A 16,455-nucleotide genomic window follows, 5' to 3' on the forward strand; every position below is an offset into this window, starting at 1 on the left:
GCTGTCCCTGAGGTTACTAATGCGCCTTCTGATAGTTGTAGTAATTGATAGGTTTGATTCGTTATGATTTTTATATTCGTTTAAAAAAAATATAATTAATATTCTTTTTTGAAGCACTGATATTTCAATTATATTATTTAGATAATGTATTTAAAGTTTAATTTATGTCCGGATATCAGAGATCATTAAAAGTTTGAATATTAGTTTTTTATTTTTTACAAATTCCTTAAGGCAGCAGAATAATATAGTTATTAAGAATAATGAACATTTTATATTCAAAGATATTTATTCAATGGGTTTATATTTAACTTTCAAATCTTACATTAATAAATTTTAAGTAAGTGTTTTATTTAAATATCTTTAAGCAAAATATCTCCTTCTTTTCTATAAATCAGTTGGCGAATTTCTAATGTTTTCTCCCATATATTTTTAATTTTTTCATCGGACTTATCAATCTTAAAATCTTCTGATCCTAATTGATCGATATTATTGAAAAAGAAACTAATGGATATTTTGTTAATATCTATCGAGGGAATGTAAGAAATAACCATCTCATCATTGGAAGGGGTTTCTCTAATAATCTCTGATTTTAAAAGATAATATAATGAATCATTAACTAATTGTGATGGGATCTTAAAGGTTTCAGAAATTTCATCGGCAGTATAAGGCGGTGTTTTTGTTTCAAAGCGTTTTATTATTAAAGTAGCAATAGTTAATAGAATAAAATCTTTATATCTTCTACTAATATTAGAAGTTTCTCTTTCAAAACTAAATTTATTTATATTTTGATATGAATAAGATAGTTGAACTCCAAATAAACAGATAAACCAGCTTAATTGAAGCCAAAATAATAATAAAGGTAAAGCTGCAAAACTTCCATATATTGCATTATATTTTGAAAGCCCTAGTTGCCCTGATATATATAGCATCTGAAAAATCTGGAAACAGGAACCACTTACTAATCCTCCCATTAGCGCAGATTTAAATTTAACTTTTGTATTAGGTATATATATGTATAGAATAGTAAAAAGTAATATGATAATTACAAATGGCACAAATTTAATTATTGGCACTAATACATAATTAAAAAAATCAAAGTTTAAAGAGGAATTTAAAAATATAGTCAATCCAGCATTGCATATAAAAAATATTGGAGTAATTACAATTAAAGCCAGATAATCAGTAAACTTTCTAAATAAACTTCTTCCCTGTTGTATTCTCCATATACTATTAAAATTATCTTCAATATTAGATAATAATGTAATAACTGTATAAAATAAAAGTATGATACCTATGCCTAAAAATATTCCACCTTGTGCATAGCTGATTGAGTGATCGATAAATTTCATAGCCCTAGTTAAAAGTTCTTTTTGTCCTGTAAAGAATTCAAATAATTGACTTTCAACTATATTTTGAAAACCAAATCCTCTAGCTATGGCAAATAAAACTGCTAATAAGGGGATTATTGATAATAATGAATTATAGGTTAATGCTGCTGCTCTTGTATTAATTTGAGAACTATTTATATTTCTAAAAGTTAATAGAAAGGCTTTTACAATATCGTAAATAATAATTTTTCTATTAGATTTTGAACTTGTGTTGATCCTCCAAATCTCATGTGAAAAAAAATTAATTAGATTTTGAATTTTTTGATTTAATTTATGAAGCATAACAATTTAACATTTAATGTAAAAATAGTTAAATTTTAGAAAGTATAATTTACATTAAATTATATAAATCTTTTTAAGAACCTTAAATCTATGATAAATAAAAATATTAGTCTTTTTAAAAAAGGAATTGTATATATAAAAATATCTTACTACATTTGTCCATTGAAAATAAAAACAATAGTAAACAGAATATAAGTTATGTTAATTATCCCTGTAAAAGACGGTGAGTCTATAGATAAGGCTTTAAAAAAATATAAAAGAAAATACGATAAAACCGGTGTTGTTAAAGAATTAAGAAAAAGACAACAATTTATAAAGCCTTCTGTTATTAAAAGACAGCAATTAATAAAGGCTGCTTATAAACAAAGATTACAAACTCAGGATGAGATTTAAGTAAAAATTCATTAAATTATATTAACCTAATATCTAAAAAATGTTTAGATATTAGGTTTTTTTTATGCATAATAAATTTATATCATATTTAAAGCTAGAGAAGAATTATTCAGATCTAACAATTAAAAGTTATGAGAGAGATCTTTTAGACCTCATAAATTATTTACTAGAGATTGAAGGGGTGGAAGATATTAAAAAGGTTCAGACTAAGCATCTTCGAAATTTCATAATAAATTTATCAAAAAAACATCTTTCAGAAAAAACTATAAATAGAAAAATCTCAACTATTCGATCTTACTTTAAATTCCTATTAAAAATTGAATTAATAAATGAAAATCCTGTTGTTCATTTAAAGAATATAAAGTCTAGGAAAATTGCTTATTTACCATATACAGAAAATGAACTTTTAAAACTAAATCAATATTTACAAAATTCTTTGGAGAATTCTGATAATAATTATAAAAAAATATTAGAGTATCTTATTTTTAGAATTTTTTATGAAACAGGAATTAGAAGAATTGAGTTAATAAATATCAAAACTTCACAAATTAATTTTAATAATTCATCTTTAAAAATACTTGGTAAAAGAAATAAAGAAAGAATAGTTCCATTATCTAATCAGCTTTTAGATCTAATTTATTTATTTATCAATAAAAAATATGAACTAGGCATATCAAAGACACAAACTTTATTAACAGATATGCATGGTCAAATTCTTAAAGAAAAGTATGTTTATTATTTAATTAGGGATTTATTAAATCAAGTAACAACAAAAGAAAATAAAAGTCCACATATGTTAAGACATTCATTTGCAACACATTTGTTAAATAATGGAGCAAATTTAAACGTTATAAAAGATCTTCTCGGACATAGCAGTTTAGCCGCTACACAAATCTATACACATAATAGTATTGAAGAACTAAAAAAAAGTTTTAATAAAGCTCATCCTTTAGCAAATAAAAATAGAGATTAAATTTAAAGTTTATATTATTTATAAGGTTGAAATATATATTTTGAAATTAAGATTAATATATATTTGAGATTAATTTAAAGTTTTGTAATTATAAACACTATCTTTATTAAAAAATAAGTAAAAAATAATCAGCTAAAAAAAATACATCTAATTAATTGTTGATCTGTTATTTAATAGGCATATAAAAATAAATATAAATTTTTTTTCTAAAAAAATTTGGAAACAAAAAAAAAAAGTATACCTTTGCAATCCGTTAAGTAATCAATAATTGAAATATTATTTACGGATGTTTCTTTGAAATAGATTTTTTAAATTCTTTGCCGGTATAGCTCAGTTGGCCAGAGCACGTGATTTGTAATCTCGGGGTCGTGGGTTCGAATCCCTCTACCGGCTCAAAAAGAATTATTATATATGGGGAGATACTCAAGTGGCCAACGAGGGCAGACTGTAAATCTGCTGTTTTTAACTTCGGAGGTTCGAATCCTCCTCTCCCCACAAAAAAAAAGTCAAAAATAATTTTGTAATTCAAAAAAAAAAATATAAATTTGCATTCGGAATTACAAAGGTAATTAAATAAGCGGAAGTAGCTCAGTTGGTAGAGCGTCAGCCTTCCAAGCTGAATGTCGCGAGTTCGAACCTCGTCTTCCGCTCTATTTTTATTAGCCGATGTAGCTCAGGGGTAGAGCGCTTCCTTGGTAAGGACGAGGTCACGGGTTCAATTCCCGTCATTGGCTCTCAATACTTATTATAACTACTTTTATATATCAGATTTATTTTTTTTAACATTCGTTTTTTTTTTAATCAAAACTTAAAATATTATTGTATTTTTACAAATACTATTTTGATTTTTAAAAACTAATGAGTATATTTGCACTCATTTTTGGAAAAATAAACAAACATATTTATCATGGCAAAAGAAACTTTTCAGCGTACCAAACCACACCTTAATATAGGTACAATCGGTCATGTTGACCACGGAAAAACAACTTTAACGGCAGCTATAACAAAAGTATTGTCAGACAAGGGATTAGCTCAATCTAGAGATTTCTCTTCTATAGATGCTGCTCCAGAAGAAAAAGAAAGAGGTATTACAATTAATACTTCACACGTAGAATATGAAACAGCGAACCGACACTATGCTCACGTAGATTGTCCAGGACACGCTGACTATGTAAAAAACATGGTTACAGGTGCAGCTCAAATGGATGGTGGTATATTAGTAGTTGCTGCGACTGACGGACCAATGCCTCAGACTAGAGAGCATATACTATTATGTCGTCAGGTAAATGTTCCTAAGATCGTGGTATTTATGAATAAAGTAGATATGGTTGACGATCCTGAATTGCTTGAACTTGTTGAAATTGAAGTAAGGGATTTGTTGTCTTCTTATGAATATGATGGAGATAACACTCCTGTAATTCAAGGTTCTGCTTTAGGTGCTTTAAATGGTGAAGCTAAATGGGTAGAAACTGTTGAAAAATTAATGGATGCTGTAGATAGCTGGATTGAGCAACCACAAAGAGATCAAGATAAACCTTTCTTGATGCCAATAGAAGATGTATTTTCTATTACTGGACGTGGTACTGTAGCGACTGGTCGTATAGAATCCGGGGTAATTAATTCAGGTGAATCTGTAGATATTGTTGGTATGGGTGATGAGAAATTAACATCTACAGTAACTGGTGTTGAAATGTTTAGAAAAATATTAGATAGAGGTGAAGCTGGTGATAATGTTGGATTATTGTTAAGAGGAATTGAAAAAACAGATATTCGTCGTGGTATGGTTATAGCTAAACCAGGATCAATAACTCCACATAAAAAATTCAAAGCTGAAGTTTATATCTTGACTAAGGAAGAAGGTGGACGTCATACTCCATTCCATAACAATTATAGACCTCAATTTTATGTAAGAACAACTGATGTAACAGGAAATATTTCATTACCAGAAGGAACTGAAATGGTTATGCCTGGAGATAATTTAACTATTACTGTAGAATTACATCAGCCAATTGCATTAAACCAAGGTTTAAGATTTGCAATCCGTGAAGGAGGAAGAACTGTTGGTGCTGGTCAAGTAACAGAAATCTTAGATTAAAATAATTTATTAAGAAAGGCTTTTAAAGTCTTTCTTTTTAATGCGGGCGTAGCTCAGTTGGTAGAGCAGTGGTCTCCAAAACCAAAGGTCGAGAGTTCGAATCTTTCCGCCCGCGCAAAAAATATAACAAATGAGCGGATTCATTAACTATCTCAAAGGTTCGATAGAAGAATTCAGAAATCATGTGGAATGGCCTAAATGGTCAGATTTGCAATCGTCTACAACTGTAGTAGCTATAGCCTCTGTAATTTTGGCTATCTTTTGCTTTGGTGTAGATTGGTCTTTTGCAAAATCTCTTCAAAATATTTATTCATTTTTAATAGGTATAAAATCTTAAGATTTTGCAGGTATGGTAGAAGAGATGAAATGGTATGTGCTTAAAGCAATTAGCGGTCAAGAATCTAAAGTTAAAATGTATATTGAAAACGAAGTTTTGAGATCTGAGCATCTAAAAAATAATTTAGGTCAAATTATCATACCAGTAGAAAAAGTAGTCCAAATTAGGAATGGTAAAAAGATAAGAAAAGATAAGGTATATTATCCTGGCTATATTATGATTGAGGCTAATTTAGTGGGAGAGTTACCACATGTAATTAAGAACATACCTGGAGTAATAAGTTTTCTTAGTGCTACAAAGGGTGGAGATCCTCTTCCAATGAGGAAAAATGAAGTTAGCAGAATGTTTGGCAAGATGGACGAGTTGTCAGAGTCAGATGATACGATGAATATTCCTTTTGAAATTTCAGAAACTGTTAAAGTTACTGATGGGCCTTTTAATGGCTTTAACGGTACTATAGAGAAAATTAATGAAGACAAGAGAAAATTGGATGTTATGGTTTTGATATTTGGTAGAAAAACTCCAATCGAACTTAATTTTTCTCAAGTTGAAAAGATATAGGCTGCTTCCACAGATATAAATAAAACATTTTTAATAAAAAATTAAAATGGCAAAGAAAATTTTTAAAATGGTAAAGCTTCAGGTTAAAGGAGGACAAGCAAATCCTTCTCCACCCGTAGGACCTGCATTGGGTGCTGCTGGTGTAAATATCATGGAGTTTTGCAAACAATTTAATGCTCGAACTCAGGAAAAGCAAGGTCAAGTTTTACCAGTTGTTATAACTGTATATGAAGATAAATCTTTTGATTTTGTTGTTAAAACACCACCTGTAACTGTTCAGTTATTAGCAGCATCTAAAGCAAAAAAAGGTTCTGGAGAACCCAATAGAGATAAAGTTGCATCTGTGAATTGGAGTCAAATACAAACAATTGCCGAAGATAAAATGCCGGATTTAAATTGTTTTACTTTGCAATCTGCTATGAGCATGGTTGCTGGTACTGCAAGATCAATGGGTATCAAAGTTACTGGACAAAATCCGTTTAATAATTAATTTTAGAAGAAAGAATTATGGCAGTATTGACGAAAAAACAAAAGGAAGTTGTTTCAAAAGTAGATAAGAACAAACTTTATTCTTTAGAGGAAGCTTCTAAATTAGTAAAAGAAATCAGTTATACTAAATTTGATGCTTCTGTAGATATAGCTGTACGTTTAGGGGTTGATCCACGAAAAGCTAATCAAATGGTTAGAGGTGTGGTTTCATTACCTCATGGTACAGGGAAGGAAACTAAAGTCTTAGCATTAGTAACTCCAGATAAGGAGCAAGAAGCTAAGGACGCTGGTGCAGATTATGTAGGTTTAGATGATTATTTACAAAAGATTAAAGAAGGTTGGACTGATGTGGATGTTATTGTTACTCAACCTCAAGTTATGGGTAAATTAGGTCCATTAGGTAGAATTTTAGGTCCTAGAGGATTAATGCCTAATCCTAAGACAGGAACAGTTACTATGGAAATAGGAAAAGCTGTTTCGGAAGTTAAAGCAGGTAAAATAGATTTTAAAGTTGATAAATATGGAATAGTTCATGCAGCTATTGGAAAAGTTTCTTTCGAAGCTTCTAATATCCAAGAAAATGCTCAAGAAATTATTTCTACACTTATTAAATTAAAGCCTCAGGCTGCAAAGGGAGTATATGTAAAGAGTATTTATCTATCTTCTACAATGAGTCCTGGTATAGCAATTGATCCCAAAAACGTAAATTAATTAAATTTGGAGTAAAATGACAAAGCAAGAAAAAACACAGGTAATAGAAGAGATCCAAACATTATTGAATGAAGTTAATGTTTTATATATTGCTGATACAGATGGATTAAACGCTCAACAAACTTCAGATTTAAGAAGAGCATGTTTTAAAGGAGAAATTTCAATGAAAGTAGTAAAGAATACTTTGTTGAAAAAAGCTATGGATAATGTTGAGGATAAAGATTTTTCTGAATTATATAATACCCTTAAAGGTAATACTACAATATTAATTTCTGAAAAAGCAAATGCTCCAGCAAAATTAATTCAAACATTTAGAAAGAAGACAGCTAAGCCTGTTTTAAAATCAGCTTGGATTGATTCTGCAACATACATAGGTGATGAGCAATTAGATAATCTTGCGAATCTTAAATCTAAAGAAGAACTTGTTGGAGAAATTATTGGATTGTTACAATCACCAATTAAAAATGTTATTTCTTCACTTAAATCTGGAGCTAATACCATAGCAGGATTAGTAAAAACTTTATCTGAAAGAGAATAGTAAAACGCACTCATAAATAATATAGTTGTTTAATAAAAATTAAAAAAAATTAAAATGGCAGATTTAAAACAATTAGCAGAAACTTTAGTTAACTTAACTGTAAAAGAAGTTAGTGAATTAGCTGATATATTAAAAGAAGAATACGGAATTGAGCCAGCAGCAGCAGCAGTAGCTGTAGCAGCAGGTCCTGCAGCAGGCGATGCTGGTGCAGTAGAAGAAAAAACTGAATTTGATGTAATTCTTAAATCAGCAGGTGCTAACAAACTAGCGGTAGTTAAATTAGTTAAAGATTTAACAGGTAAAGGATTAAAAGAAGCTAAAGATGCTGTAGATGCTGCTCCAACAGCAGTTAAAGAAGGTGTAGCTAAAGACGAAGCAGAAAGTCTTAAAAAACAGCTTGAAGAAGCTGGTGCTGAAGTTGAATTAAAATAATTTAATTCATCTAAAAATAAAGGTTTAGACCGCCAATTTCATATTGGTTAGGTCTAAGCCTATTTCTGTTTTAAAAAAGATTTTAAATTATTATATGAGTAAATCATTGGCGTCAAAAACTCAAAACCCAGATAGAATTAGTTTCTCTCATTCTAAAGGACAAATTGAATTTCCTGATTTTTTAGATATTCAGGTTAAATCGTTTCAAGATTTTTTTCAATTAGAAACTCGTCCTGATCAAAGAACAAATGAGGGGCTTTTTAAAACTTTTACTGAAAATTTTCCTATTTCGGATACGAGAAATCAGTTTGTTTTAGAATTTTTAGATTACTTTGTTGATCCTCCTAAATATTCAATAGATGAATGTATAGAAAGAGGTTTGACTTATAGTGTTCCTCTCAAGGCACGCTTAAAGCTTTATTGTACAGATCCTGAACATGAAGATTTTGAAACAGTGGTTCAAGATGTTTATTTAGGACCTATTCCATATATGACTCCTAGTGGATCATTTATAGTTAACGGAGCAGAGAGAGTACTAGTCTCTCAGTTACATCGTTCGCCTGGTGTATTTTTTGGGCAATCATATCATGCAAATGGAGCAAAATTATACTCCTCTAGGATTATTCCTTTTAAGGGGTCATGGATTGAATTTGCGACAGATATTAATGGTGTGATGTACGCCTATATTGATAGAAAGAAAAAACTTCCGATGACGACCTTGCTTAGAGCGATAGGTTATCAGAGTGATAAAGATATATTAGAAATTTTTGATCTTGCAGAAGAAGTTAAGGTTAATAAATCTAACTTGAAAAAAGTTTTAGGAAGAACCTTAGCTGCAAGAGTTTTAAATACATGGTTTGAAGATTTTGTTGACGAGGATACCGGAGAGGTAGTTTCAATTGAACGTAACGAAATTATTTTAGATCGAGAAACTGTACTTGAAAAAGAACATGTAGATTTAATAGTGGATTCAGGGATCAAAACTATTCTTATACACAAAGAGAATAGTGGTGAATTTTCTATTATTCATAACACATTGCAAAAAGATTCAACCAATTCTGAAAAAGAGGCAGTTGAGTATATATACAGACAATTAAGAAATGCAGAACCACCGGATGAAGAAACAGCAAGAGGAATCATTGATAAGCTATTCTTTTCAGATGCTCGTTACTCTTTAGGTGAGGTTGGGCGTTACAGAATAAATAAAAAATTAGGTTTAAACATTCCAGAGGATGTTCAAGTACTTACAAAAGACGATATAATTGAAATTGTAAAGTACCTAATTGAATTAATTAATTCTAAAACAGAGGTTGATGATATAGATCACCTATCCAACCGTAGAGTTAAAACCGTAGGAGAACAATTGGCAGGACAATTCGGAGTAGGTTTGGCTAGAATGGCTAGAACTATTAAAGAGAGAATGAATGTTCGAGATAATGAAGTATTTACGCCTATCGATTTGATTAATGCCAAAACATTAACCTCTGTCATTAATTCTTTCTTTGGAACTAATCAATTGTCTCAATTTATGGATCAAACGAATCCATTATCAGAAGTTACGCATAAAAGACGTATGTCAGCGTTGGGACCTGGTGGATTATCAAGAGAAAGAGCTGGATTTGAAGTAAGAGACGTTCACTACACGCATTACGGTAGAATATGCCCGATTGAAACTCCAGAAGGACCTAACATTGGATTAATATCTTCTTTGGGATGCTATGCTCGTATCAATGATTTAGGCTTTATGGAAACACCGTATAGAAAAGTTGTTGATGGTAAGGTAGACTTAGAATCAGATCCACAGTATTTTACTGCTGAAGAGGAAGAAGATAAAATTGTTGCACAAGCAAATGTTAATATGGACGATCAGGGTAATATTCTTGATGAAAGAGTAATTGCCAGATTAGAAGCAGATTATCCGTCTGTTGAACCTAAAGAAGTAGATTTAATTGATGTAGCACCTAATCAGATTACTGGTATTTCAGCTTCGTTAATTCCTTTCTTAGAACATGACGATGCCAACCGTGCATTGATGGGATCAAACATGATGCGTCAAGCAGTTCCATTATTAAAGCCACAAGCACCAATTGTAGGGACAGGATTAGAGTTTCAAGTAGCTAAGGATTCAAGAATATTAATAAATGCAGAAGGAGAAGGAGTTGTCGAATATGTAGATGCTGATAAAATTACTATCAAGTATGATAGAACAGAAGAAGAAGAACTAATCAGTTTTGAACCGGCTAGTAAAACATATAAGTTAACTAAATTTAGAAAAACTAACCAAAGTACTTCTATAACCTTAAAGCCAATTGTAAGAGTAGGAGATAGAGTAACCAAAGGTCAGGTTTTAACAGAAGGTTATGCGACAGAAGGAGGTGAATTAGCGCTGGGTAGAAACCTTTTGGTAGCATTTATGCCATGGAAAGGATATAACTTTGAGGATGCGATAGTTATCAATCAAAGAGCAGTTAGTGAAGATTGGTTTACATCAATTCATGTAGATGAATATTCGCTTGAAGTAAGAGACACTAAATTAGGTATGGAAGAATTAACTTCAGATATTCCTAACGTAAGTGAAGAAGCTACTAAAGATTTAGATGAAAATGGAATGATCAGGATAGGGGCAGAAGTTATGCCAGGAGATATCTTAGTGGGTAAAATTACCCCTAAAGGAGAATCTGATCCTACTCCAGAAGAGAAATTACTTAGAGCAATATTTGGAGATAAAGCTGGAGATGTTAAAGATGCATCTTTAAAAGCAGAACCTTCTCTTAAAGGTGTAGTAATTGATAAAAAATTATTTACTCGTAATATAAAAGATAAAAGAAAAAGAGGAGACGAAAAAATTAAAATTGAACAATTAGAATCTGAGTTTAAAACCAAATTTAAGGAGGTTAAAGATCAATTATTAGAAAAATTATATGTTCTTCTTAATGGAAAAACTTCGCAAGGAATTTATAATGACTTAAATGAAGAAGTTATTCCAAAAGGTATTAAATTCACTCAAAAACTTCTATCAAGCATAGATGACTATTTCAACCTAACTGGTGGAAGTTGGACATTGGATGAAGACAAGAATAATGCAATAAAAGAATTAATACATAACTATAAAATCAAACATAATGATTTATTAGGTGCATTAAACAGAGAAAGACATACCATATCAGTAGGTGATGAACTACCAACAGGAATCGTTAAGCTAGCTAAGGTATATATTGCCAAGAAAAGAAAATTAAATGTAGGAGATAAAATGGCAGGTCGCCATGGGAATAAAGGTATTGTAGCTAAAATTGTAAGAGATGAGGATATGCCTTTCCTAGAAGATGGAACACCGGTAGATATTGTTTTAAATCCATTAGGAGTACCTTCAAGGATGAATATTGGACAGATCTATGAAACGATATTAGGATGGTGCGGAAAAAAACTAGGAAAAAAATATGCCACTCCAATTTTTGATGGAGCTACTTTCTCACAAATTGATGAGCTTACTAAAGAAGCAGGAGTACCACAATGGGGAACCACCTATTTATATGATGGAGGAACTGGAGAAAGATTTGAGCAACAGGCAACCGTAGGAGTTATTTATATGTTAAAATTAGGACATATGGTTGATGATAAAATGCATGCTCGTTCCATTGGGCCATACTCCCTAATTACTCAACAACCGCTAGGAGGTAAAGCACAGTTTGGAGGACAAAGATTTGGAGAGATGGAGGTTTGGGCGCTTGAAGCGTTTGGAGCATCAAATATTCTGAGAGAGATTATTACCGTAAAATCCGATGATGTAATGGGTAGAGCTAAAACCTACGAATCCATTGTAAAAGGAGAGCCTATGCCTGAACCAGGAATTCCTGAATCATTTAATGTATTTTTACATGAATTACAAGGTCTTGGGTTAGATGTAAGATTAGAAGAATAAATATTTATCTTTCAATCTGTATAAAATTAAAATTTTTCAATTTAATTGATAATAAAATAGAATGGCTGTTAAACAAAAAACTAGCAGATTTAATAAAATTACAATAGGTTTAGCCTCTCCGGAAAGTATTTTACAACAATCCAGAGGAGAAGTTTTAAAACCAGAAACTATTAACTATCGTACGCACAAACCAGAAAGAGATGGATTGTTTTGTGAAAGAATCTTTGGACCTATCAAAGATTATGAGTGTGCTTGCGGTAAATATAAACGTATAAGGTACAAGGGCATTGTATGTGATCGTTGTGGAGTTGAAGTTACAGAGAAGAAAGTAAGGAGAGAAAGAATAGGACATATTAATTTAGTAGTTCCAGTTGCACATATATGGTATTTTAGATCATTGCCTAATAAAATAGGTTATTTGTTAGGTATACCATCTAAAAAATTGGATATGATAATCTACAATGAAAGATTTGTAGTTATTCAAGCAGGAATTGCTAAAAAGCTTAATGGAGAAGAATTGGAACCCAATGAGTTTTTGACGGAAGAGGAATATTTGGATATATTAGAAACTTTACCGATTGAAAATCAATATTTGGATGATTCAGACCCTAATAAGTTTGTAGCTAAGATGGGAGCTGAATGTTTGGAAGAGTTATTGAAAAGAATAGATCTAGATGCTTTATCTTATGATTTAAGACATAAAGCCAATCATGAAACTTCTAAACAGAGAAGAACTGAAGCTTTAAAGAGATTACATGTAGTAGAATCCTTTAGAGATGCAAATAACAATGGAAGGATAAATAGACCGGAATGGATGGTAATGAGGGTTATTCCCGTTATACCTCCGGACTTAAGACCATTAGTACCATTAGACGGAGGTAGATTTGCTACTTCAGATTTAAATGATCTATATAGAAGGGTTATAATAAGAAATAATCGATTAAAAAGGTTAATTGAGATTAAAGCTCCTGAAGTAATATTACGTAATGAAAAGCGGATGTTACAAGAAGCGGTAGACTCATTGTTTGATAATACAAGAAAATCATCAGCAGTTAAGTCAGAATCAAATAGACCATTAAAATCATTATCAGACTCATTAAAAGGTAAGCAAGGACGTTTCCGTCAAAACTTACTAGGTAAACGTGTGGATTATTCTGCACGTTCTGTAATTGTTGTTGGACCATTTTTACAACTTCATGAATGTGGTTTGCCAAAAGATATGGCAGCTGAGCTTTACAAGCCATTTATTATTAGAAAATTAATTGAAAGAGGGATTGTAAAAACGGTTAAATCAGCAAAAAGAATTATAGAGCGAAAAGAGCCTGTCGTTTACGATATATTAGAAAATGTAATGAAAGGACATCCGGTATTGTTGAATAGGGCGCCTACACTTCACCGTTTAGGAATTCAAGCCTTTCAACCAAGGATGATTGAAGGAAAAGCAATACGTCTTCACCCTTTAGTATGTACTGCATTTAACGCGGATTTCGATGGTGACCAAATGGCGGTTCATTTACCATTAGGACCAGAAGCTATTCTAGAAGCACAATTATTAATGCTAGCTTCTCAAAATATTCTGAATCCAGCCAATGGTTCTCCGATTCAAGTACCTTCTCAGGACATGGTTTTAGGTCTATACTATATGACTAAACCTTTGGTACCTACCGATGAGATTAATGTTAAAGGACATGGATCCATCTTTTATTCAGAAGAAGAGGTTGAAATCGCATACAACGAAAAAGCTATTGACTTAAATGCAATTATTAAAGTAAGAGCAAAAGTAAGAGAAGGAGAAGAACTAGTTGAAAAGTTAATTGAAACTACTGTTGGTAGAGTTTTATTTAATAAAATTGTTCCTGAAAAAGTAGGATATATCAATGAAGTTTTAACTAAAAAATCCCTTAGAAATATTATAGGTAATATACTTGAAACTACGGATTTCCCTACTACAGCTAAATTCTTAGATGACATGAAAAATCTAGGATATGCAACAGCTTTTAGAGGTGGATTATCCTTTAGTTTAGGAGATATAATAACTCCAGACGAAAAGAAAATAATGATTCAAGATGCTCATGAACAAGTAGACGGTATTCGATCTAACTATAACATGGGATTAATTACCAACAATGAACGATATAATCAGGTGATTGATGTTTGGACCAATACCAACGCAAGACTAACAGATTTGATAATGCAGAGAATGAAGACGGATAAAGGAGGATTTAATTCTGTGTATATGATGTTGGATTCCGGAGCAAGGGGATCTAAAGAGCAGATACGTCAGTTAGCTGGTATGAGGGGGCTAATGGCAAAACCTCAGAAAGCAGGTTCCTCAGGTGGAGAAATCATTGAAAACCCAATTATTTCAAATTTCCGAGAAGGACTTTCAATTTTAGAATACTTTATCTCTACCCACGGTGCACGTAAAGGTTTGGCAGATACGGCGCTAAAAACAGCAGATGCAGGGTATTTAACCCGTCGTTTGGTTGATGTTGCACAGGATGTTATTATAAACGATGAAGATTGTGGCACGCTACGAGGTATAGAGATATCAGCATTAAAGAAAAATGATGAGATTGTTGAACCACTTTCAGAAAGAATACTTGGTAGAGTTTCCCTTCATGATATTTATCATCCGGACACAGATGAATTGCTTGTAGAAGCAGATCAACTAATTACATCAGAACTGGCAAAAACAATTGAAAAATCCGGAATAGAAGTAGTGGAAGCTAGATCTCCATTAACCTGTGAATCAAAAAGAGGAATTTGTGCTAAATGTTACGGTGTGAATTTGGCAACCAATAAACTGATCAATAAAGGAGAAGCTGTTGGAGTTATTGCAGCTCAGTCAATTGGAGAACCAGGAACACAGTTAACATTAAGAACCTTCCACTTAGGAGGAACAGCAGGTAATGTTGCCGATGTAAATAGTATAGTTGCAAAAAGAGAAGGTAAAGTTGAGTTTGATGATATAAGAACTGTAGAAAGTGAAGATGAGAATGGAAATCCTGTTACCATTGTTGTATCAAGGTCTACAGAATTTAAGCTTTTAAATTCTGAAGGAAATGTATTAATGATTAATAACATTCCTTATGGTTCAAACTTATTAGTTAAACCGGGTCAGGAAGTTAAAAAAGGAGATATCATTTGCAAATGGGATCCATATAACGCAACTATTTTATCAGAAACAGCGGGTAAAATTGAATATGAACAAATAGAGCAAGGTATAACTTATCAACTTGAAATTGATGAACAAACAGGATTTGAAGAAAAAGTTATTTCAGAGTCTAGAAATAAAAAATTAATCCCTACTTTAAAAATTCTAGATACCAGCGGAGAAGTTATCAAAACAATTAACTTACCAGTAGGGGCGCATTTGATTGTAAACGATGGAGAAAAAATTAAGGCTGGAAAAATCTTAGTTAAAATCCCTAGAAGATCGGCTAAGGCTGGAGATATTACAGGAGGTCTACCAAGGGTAACTGAATTATTTGAAGCGAGAAATCCATCCAATCCAGCAGTAGTTTCAGAAATTGATGGGGTAGTTAGTTATGGAAAGATTAAGAGAGGAAATAGAGAAATAGTTATTGAGTCTAAAGGAGGAGAAATTAAGAGATATCTAGTAAAATTATCCAATCAAATTCTTGTACAAGAAAATGATTTCGTGCGTGCAGGAGATCCACTTTCAGACGGAGCTATAACTCCAAATGATATTCTTAATATCAAAGGGCCTACAGCAGTTCAAGAATATCTAGTAAATGAAATACAAGAAGTATATCGTTTACAAGGGGTGAAGATTGATGACAAACACTTTGAAATTATTGTAAGACAGATGATGACAAAAGTTGAAATCGTTGATGCAGGTGATACCAAATTCTTGGAAGGAAATTTAGAACATAAAATTGACTTTATAGAAGAAAATGATAGAATTTTTGGAATGAAAGTAATTGAAGAGCCTGGAGATAGTCAAGAATTAAAAGCTGGACAAATTGTTACAGCAAGAGAATTAAGAGACGAAAATTCTAAATTAAAGAGAGAGGATAAAAAGTTAGTAGAAGCAAGAGAAGCTTTACCAGCAACTGCAAGTCCTGTTTTACAAGGTATTACTAGAGCTTCTTTACAAACTAAATCATTTATATCTGCAGCTTCTTTCCAAGAAACAACTAAAGTTTTAAATGAGGCAGCTGTAGCTGGTAAAATTGATACTTTAAACGGATTAAAAGAAAATGTAATTGTTGGTCATAGAATTCCAGCAGGAACAGGTTTAGCCGAATATCAAAATGTAGTTGTTGGATCAAATAGAGAATTTGAAGAATTAATTAACGAAAAAATTTAAT

At 31.6% G+C, this 16,455-nt stretch carries 12 protein-coding genes and 5 tRNA genes; 16 read left to right on the forward strand and 1 reads right to left on the reverse strand.

Annotated elements, in window-relative coordinates:
• Positions 1-350 precede the first annotated feature (350 nt).
• Positions 351-1,670: a YihY/virulence factor BrkB family protein gene (locus tag ETU10_RS04455; RefSeq protein WP_146262406.1), complete on the reverse strand. Its 1,320-nt coding sequence runs from the start codon at positions 1,668-1,670 to the stop codon at positions 351-353.
• 198 nt (positions 1,671-1,868) lie between these two features.
• On the opposite strand from ETU10_RS04455, the gene rpsU reads away from it, so the two are divergent.
• The 16 genes from rpsU (at position 1,869) to rpoC (ending at position 16,454) form a co-directional block, all read left to right on the forward strand.
• Entirely contained in the window at positions 1,869-2,063 is a 195-nt protein-coding gene (rpsU, locus tag ETU10_RS04460) for a 30S ribosomal protein S21 (RefSeq protein ID WP_146262405.1), read from the forward strand.
• A 64-nt stretch (positions 2,064-2,127) separates the two neighbouring features.
• Positions 2,128-3,036 carry a tyrosine-type recombinase/integrase gene (locus ETU10_RS04465; protein WP_146310215.1) on the forward strand — a complete coding sequence of 303 codons (909 nt, stop codon included), beginning with the start codon at positions 2,128-2,130 and terminating at the stop codon, positions 3,034-3,036.
• A gap of 319 nt (positions 3,037-3,355) precedes the next feature.
• Positions 3,356-3,429: transfer RNA gene (locus tag ETU10_RS04470), tRNA-Thr, on the forward strand.
• A gap of 20 nt (positions 3,430-3,449) precedes the next feature.
• Positions 3,450-3,531: transfer RNA gene (locus ETU10_RS04475), tRNA-Tyr, on the forward strand.
• Between the two features lie 82 nt (positions 3,532-3,613).
• Positions 3,614-3,686 (forward strand) — tRNA-Gly (locus ETU10_RS04480).
• A gap of 12 nt (positions 3,687-3,698) precedes the next feature.
• A tRNA-Thr gene (locus ETU10_RS04485) sits at positions 3,699-3,770 on the forward strand.
• 173 nt (positions 3,771-3,943) lie between these two features.
• Entirely contained in the window at positions 3,944-5,131 is a 1,188-nt protein-coding gene (tuf, locus tag ETU10_RS04490; RefSeq protein ID WP_146262403.1) for an elongation factor Tu, read from the forward strand.
• A gap of 42 nt (positions 5,132-5,173) precedes the next feature.
• A tRNA-Trp gene (locus ETU10_RS04495) sits at positions 5,174-5,246 on the forward strand.
• Positions 5,247-5,261: 15 nt separating this feature from the next.
• Positions 5,262-5,468: a preprotein translocase subunit SecE gene (gene secE / locus ETU10_RS04500; protein ID WP_146310217.1), complete on the forward strand. Its 207-nt coding sequence runs from the start codon at positions 5,262-5,264 to the stop codon at positions 5,466-5,468.
• 12 nt (positions 5,469-5,480) lie between these two features.
• Positions 5,481-6,029, forward strand: a complete 549-nt coding sequence (gene nusG, locus ETU10_RS04505; protein WP_146262401.1) for a transcription termination/antitermination protein NusG — start codon at positions 5,481-5,483, stop codon at positions 6,027-6,029.
• Between the two features lie 46 nt (positions 6,030-6,075).
• Positions 6,076-6,519: a 50S ribosomal protein L11 gene (rplK, locus tag ETU10_RS04510; protein ID WP_146310219.1), complete on the forward strand. Its 444-nt coding sequence runs from the start codon at positions 6,076-6,078 to the stop codon at positions 6,517-6,519.
• A 17-nt stretch (positions 6,520-6,536) separates the two neighbouring features.
• The gene (rplA, locus tag ETU10_RS04515) at positions 6,537-7,229 is read left to right on the forward strand and encodes a 50S ribosomal protein L1 (RefSeq protein WP_146310222.1); all 693 of its coding nucleotides are present in this window, start codon (positions 6,537-6,539) and stop codon (positions 7,227-7,229) included.
• 16 nt (positions 7,230-7,245) lie between these two features.
• Positions 7,246-7,767 carry a 50S ribosomal protein L10 gene (rplJ, locus tag ETU10_RS04520; protein ID WP_146310224.1) on the forward strand — a complete coding sequence of 174 codons (522 nt, stop codon included), beginning with the start codon at positions 7,246-7,248 and terminating at the stop codon, positions 7,765-7,767.
• A 54-nt stretch (positions 7,768-7,821) separates the two neighbouring features.
• On the forward strand, positions 7,822-8,199 hold the full coding sequence (rplL, locus tag ETU10_RS04525) for a 50S ribosomal protein L7/L12 (protein WP_146310226.1): 378 nt from the start codon (positions 7,822-7,824) through the stop codon (positions 8,197-8,199).
• A 94-nt stretch (positions 8,200-8,293) separates the two neighbouring features.
• Complete coding sequence (rpoB, locus tag ETU10_RS04530; RefSeq protein ID WP_146292807.1) at positions 8,294-12,118, forward strand: DNA-directed RNA polymerase subunit beta; 3,825 nt, start codon at positions 8,294-8,296, stop codon at positions 12,116-12,118.
• Between the two features lie 61 nt (positions 12,119-12,179).
• On the forward strand, positions 12,180-16,454 hold the full coding sequence (rpoC, locus tag ETU10_RS04535; protein ID WP_146310228.1) for a DNA-directed RNA polymerase subunit beta': 4,275 nt from the start codon (positions 12,180-12,182) through the stop codon (positions 16,452-16,454).
• The last annotated feature ends 1 nt before the right edge of the window (position 16,455 follow it).

It is taken from the genome of Apibacter muscae (assembly GCF_007845595.1).
In the GTDB taxonomy this organism is placed as follows: domain Bacteria; phylum Bacteroidota; class Bacteroidia; order Flavobacteriales; family Weeksellaceae; genus Apibacter; species Apibacter muscae.